At 62.4% G+C, this 4,641-nt stretch carries 3 protein-coding genes; 1 reads left to right on the top strand and 2 read right to left on the bottom strand.

What is annotated here, in order from left to right:
• Both HX846_RS08305 and HX846_RS08300 read right to left on the bottom strand, forming a co-directional pair.
• On the bottom strand, window positions 1-3,066 hold a 3,066-nt coding region (locus HX846_RS08305), incomplete at its 3' end, for a PAS-domain containing protein (protein WP_178965238.1).
• 120 nt (window positions 3,067-3,186) lie between these two features.
• A complete protein-coding gene (locus HX846_RS08300) occupies window positions 3,187-3,933 on the bottom strand; it encodes a 3-oxoacyl-ACP reductase family protein (RefSeq protein WP_177019643.1) in 747 nt (248 codons plus the stop codon).
• 114 nt (window positions 3,934-4,047) lie between these two features.
• Here HX846_RS08300 and HX846_RS08295 point away from each other — a divergent pair.
• The coding region (locus tag HX846_RS08295) for a LysR family transcriptional regulator (RefSeq protein ID WP_178965237.1) at window positions 4,048-4,641 on the top strand (594 nt) is incomplete at its 3' end.

The following is a 4,641-nucleotide window of genomic DNA, read 5'->3' as shown; positions in this document are numbered from 1 at the left end:
CGCGCTGACCTGAGTGCGCGCCAACGGCACACGCACGCTGAACACGCTGCCTTTGCCCGGCCATGAACGCACGCTCAAGCGATGCCCGAGCACGCGGCACAGGCCATCGGCAATCGCCAGGCCTAGTCCCAGGCCTTTCTCGGCACGGGTCTGGTGACTGTCCAGGCGTTTGAATTCCTCGAAGATGACTTTTTGCTTGTCCTGGGGAATCCCGGGACCACGGTCCCACACTTCCAGGCACAACTCGCCGCGACGGCGCCGCACACCCAATAGCACCGGCCCGTCGGCATACCGGAACGCGTTGGTGAGGAAATTCTGCAACACCCGCCGCAGCAACTTGATGTCACTGTCCACCCGCAAACGACTGCCCCGCAGACGGAAACGCAAACCCTGCTCCTGAGCCAGCGCCTTGAACTCGGCGCCCAGCGTATCGAACAGTTCATTGAGCACGAAGGGCTGGCGCTGCGGATTGATCTTGCCGTTTTCCAGGCGCGAAATATCCAGCAGGTCGCTGATCAGGTCTTCCGCCGAACGCAACGAGCTGTCCAGATGCTGCACCAACTGCCGGGCATCCGGCGACATGCCGTCGTTCTGATGGGAGAGGGCAGCAGAGAACAATCTTGCGGCGTTCAACGGTTGCATCAAGTCGTGACTGACCGCTGCGAGGAACCGGGTTTTCGACTGGCTGGCGGTCTCGGCCACGCCCTTGGCATCGGTCAGCGCGACGTTGAGTTGCGACAGTTCGTGGGTTCGCTCGGTCACCCGCTGTTCCAGGCCTTCATTGGCCTCGGTCAACGCCTGCTCGGCTTCGCGGAACGCGGTGATGTCGGTGAAGCTCATCACAAACCCGCCACCCGGCATCGGGTTGCCGATCAGTTCGATCACCCGGCCATTGGGAAACAGCCGCTCGGAGGTATGCGCACGGCCCTGGCGCATCCAGTGCAGGCGGCGCGCCACGTGTACTTCGGCCTCGCCCGGGCCGCACAGCCCGCGCTCGGCGTTGTAGCGAATGATGTCGGCAATCGGCCGGCCCACGCTGATCAGGCCTTCGGGGTAATTGAACAGCTCCAGGTACCGCCGGTTCCACGCCACCAGCCGCAGGGACTGGTCGACCACGCTGATGCCCTGGGTGATGTTTTCGATGGCGCCTTGCAGCAATGCCCGGTTGAACTGCAGCACTTCCGACGCCTCGTCGGCGATGCGTACTACGTCCTCCAGTTGCATTTCCCTGCCTTCAATGGCGGCTTTCACCACTGCGCGGGTCGATGAAGCCCCGAGCACACCGGCCAACAGGCGTTCGGTGTGGGCAATCCAGTCATTGTCAGCGTTCTGGTTGGGGTTAAACCCTTTGCCTTGGCGATAGGCGAAGCGCACAAAACTCTGGTGAGCCCGTTCTTCACCGACAAACCGCGCTGCGAGGCTGAGCAAATCATTGATCTGCACCGAAAGCATTGAGCGGGCGCTGGCTCGCTGGCTGATTTCCTGGCCAATAAAACGCCCGGCCTGCCAATGCTCCGACACCCGCGTACGCGACAGCATTGAGACCCACACAAACAGTGTGAAGTTACCCGCCAGGGAAAATACGGTGCCCAGCGTCAGAGAAGTTACCGACAAGCCCAGCGGATGCGAATGCAGCCACGTCATGCCCGGGAAAAGGCTGAACGACCAGCCCAGACTTTTCGCAGTGACCGGCAGGACCAAGGTGTAGAACCACAGGAACGTACCCGCCGCCAATCCGGCAAACACGCCGCGCCGGTTGGCCTGTTTCCAGTACAGCGCACCCAGCATCGCCGGTGCCAGCTGGGTCACGGCGGCGAACGCAATCTGGCCAATGGTTGCAAGGCTGGCGGAGGACCCCAGCAGCCGGTAACTGACGTAAGCCAGCAGCAGGATGATGACAATGCTCACCCGGCGTACCGACAGCATCCAGTGACGGAACACTTCGAACGGCCGCTCGGCACTGGAACGGCGCAGCAGCCAGGGCAGCAGCATGTCGTTGGAGACCATGGTCGACAGGGCGATGCTCGCGACGATCACCATGCCCGTAGCCGCCGAGGCGCCGCCGATAAACGCCAGCACGGCGAGCGCCGGGTGGGCTTCGGCCAACGGCAGGCTGATCACGTAGGAATCCGGCAATACCGAACCCGGCAGCAGCATCTTCCCGCCGAGGGCAATCGGGATCACAAACAGGGCGGCCAGGATCAGATAGGCCGGGAATACCCACTTGGCCAGGCGCAGGTCCTGGGGGTCGATATTTTCCACCACGGTGACATGGAACTGCCGGGGCAGGCAGATGATCGCCATCATCGCGACGCCGGTCTGCACCACCATCGAGGGCCAGTTGACAGTCTCTTTCCAGTATTCCTCCAGCCGTGGCGCGAGCATCGCCTGGCTGAACAAATCGTCGAAACCGTCGTACAGGCCGTAGGTCACAAACGCACCGACGGCGAGAAACGCGAACAGCTTGACCAACGATTCAAAGGCAATCGCCAGCACCATGCCGCGGTGGTGTTCCGTGGCGTCCAGGTTGCGGGTACCGAACACAATGGTGAACAACGCCAATACCAGCGACACGATCAGCGCCGTGTCCTGGGAGCGGGTGCCCGTGGTGTCGGCGCTGGCGCCGATCAGCAGGTTCACCCCCAGCACGATGCCTTTGAGTTGCAAGGCTATATAAGGCAGGACGCCCACCAGGCAGATCAGCGCCACCACCACCGCGAGGGATTGGGATTTGCCGTAACGGGCGGCGATAAAGTCGGCGATGGAGGTGATGTTTTCCTGCTTGCTGATCAGCACCATCTTCTGCAGGACCCACGGCGCGAGCACCAGCAGCAGCACCGGTCCCAGGTAGATCGGTAAAAACGCCCACAACTGTTCGGCTGCCTGGCCTACGGCACCAAAGAATGTCCAACTGGTGCAATACACCGCCAGCGACAGGCTATACACCCAGGCACGCATCCGCGGCGGCAGCGGCGCATGGCGACGGTCACCGTAAAAGGCGATGGCAAACATAATGGCCATATAGGCCAGGGCAACGGCGGCGATCAGCCCGCTGGACAGCGTCATGAGAACTCCAGACATAAGAACGCCCGGGCATTCCCGGCCCGGGCGAACAGTCTCGCATGATGCTTGGCGTTAGTCAGTGTCGACCAAGGTCGGAGCGTGGTGTGATGTCGCAGCGTTGGCTCAGGCGCCGAAACCGCCGTCGATGGTCAGGCTGGCGCCGGTGATGTAGCCGGCCTCAGGGCCTGCCAGATAGGCGACGAAACTGGCGATCTCTTCTACATGGCCATAACGGCCCACGGCCATGAAGCCGATCAGGCTTTCGGCGAAATCACCGCTTGCCGGGTTCATGTCGGTGTCCACCGGGCCTGGCTGCACGTTATTGATGGTGATGCCCCGTGGGCCCAGGTCGCGGGCCAGGCCTTTGGTCAGGCCGACCAGCGCCGATTTGCTCATGGCGTACGGGCCGCCACCGGCAAACGGCATGCGATCGGCATTGGTGCTGCCGATGTTGATGATGCGGCCACCTTCGCCCATGTGCCGCGCGGCTTCCTGGGTGGCGACAAATACGCTGCGTACGTTGATGGCGAGGGTGCGGTCGAAGTCTTCCAGCTTGAAATCTTCCAGCGGGCCGACGGCCAGCACGCCTGCGTTGTTGACCAGGATATCCAGGCGCCCGAACGCTTCGACGGTGGCGTTGACGGCGCTGCGGATGGCGTCTGCGTCGGCGCTGTCGGCATGAATCGCCAGGGCTTTGCCGCCTTGGCTGATCACGCTGTTCTGCAACGCTTCAGCCTTGGCAGCCGAACTGACGTAGGTAAAGGCGACGGCAGCGCCCTGTGCGGCCAGGCGCTTGACGATGGCGGCGCCGATACCGCGGGAACCGCCCTGGATCAAGGCGACTTTGCCGCTGAGGTTCTGTGTGGTCATGTCGATCTCCAAAAGGTGTGTTGAGGTTGGAGTCGAGTATCGACCTCGTGTGGCGTCCTCGGTAGACCGTGATTACTATAGTCTGTGTAAACCAAAAGTTTAGAGTGGGGCGATATGGAAAGCTTTGGCAGTATCGAATGCTTCGTGCGCAGCGCCGAAGGCGGCAGTTTTGCCGAAGCTGCCCGGCACCTGAGCCTGACCCCGGCGGCCGTGGGCAAAAGTGTGGCCAAGCTGGAGGCGCGCCTGGGTGTAAGGCTGTTCCAGCGCAGCACCCGGCGCCTGACGCTGACTGAGGCCGGCAAGCTCTTCCTCGAAGAAGTCAGCGGCAGCCTCACCACCATTCAAAACGCCGTGGCTAACCTGGCCAGTGCCGAAGGGCGGCCAGTGGGCACGCTGAAAGTGAGCATGGGCACGGTGTTCGGCAACCGTTATGTGGTGCCGTTGCTGGGGGAGTTTCTAAAGCGCTTTCCTGATATCAACCCCGACTGGCATTTTGATAACCGCCAGGTGGACCTGATCGGCCAGGGCTTCGATGCCGCGATCGGCGGTGGTTTTGAGCTGCCCCAGGGCGTGGTCGCGCGCAAGCTGGCGCCGGCGCACCGGATCCTGCTGGCCTCACCGGAATACCTCGCCAAACGCAAGCCGGTGGTCGCGCCCGAGGACTTGTCTGTGTGCAACGGCATCCTGATCCGCTCACCGCAAACCGGG

It is taken from the genome of Pseudomonas sp. K5002, from assembly GCF_013386655.1.
GTDB lineage: Bacteria > Pseudomonadota > Gammaproteobacteria > Pseudomonadales > Pseudomonadaceae > Aquipseudomonas.
The sequence above is the reverse complement of the archived record's forward strand: the minus strand, read 5'-3'. Positions and strand labels throughout refer to the sequence as shown.

Excerpts from the sequence above, each read along its gene's own strand:
- HX846_RS08300 (WP_177019643.1), bottom strand. The coding sequence starts at position 3,933 with ATGACCACACAGAACCTCAGCGGCAAAGTCGCCTTGATCCAGGGCGGT.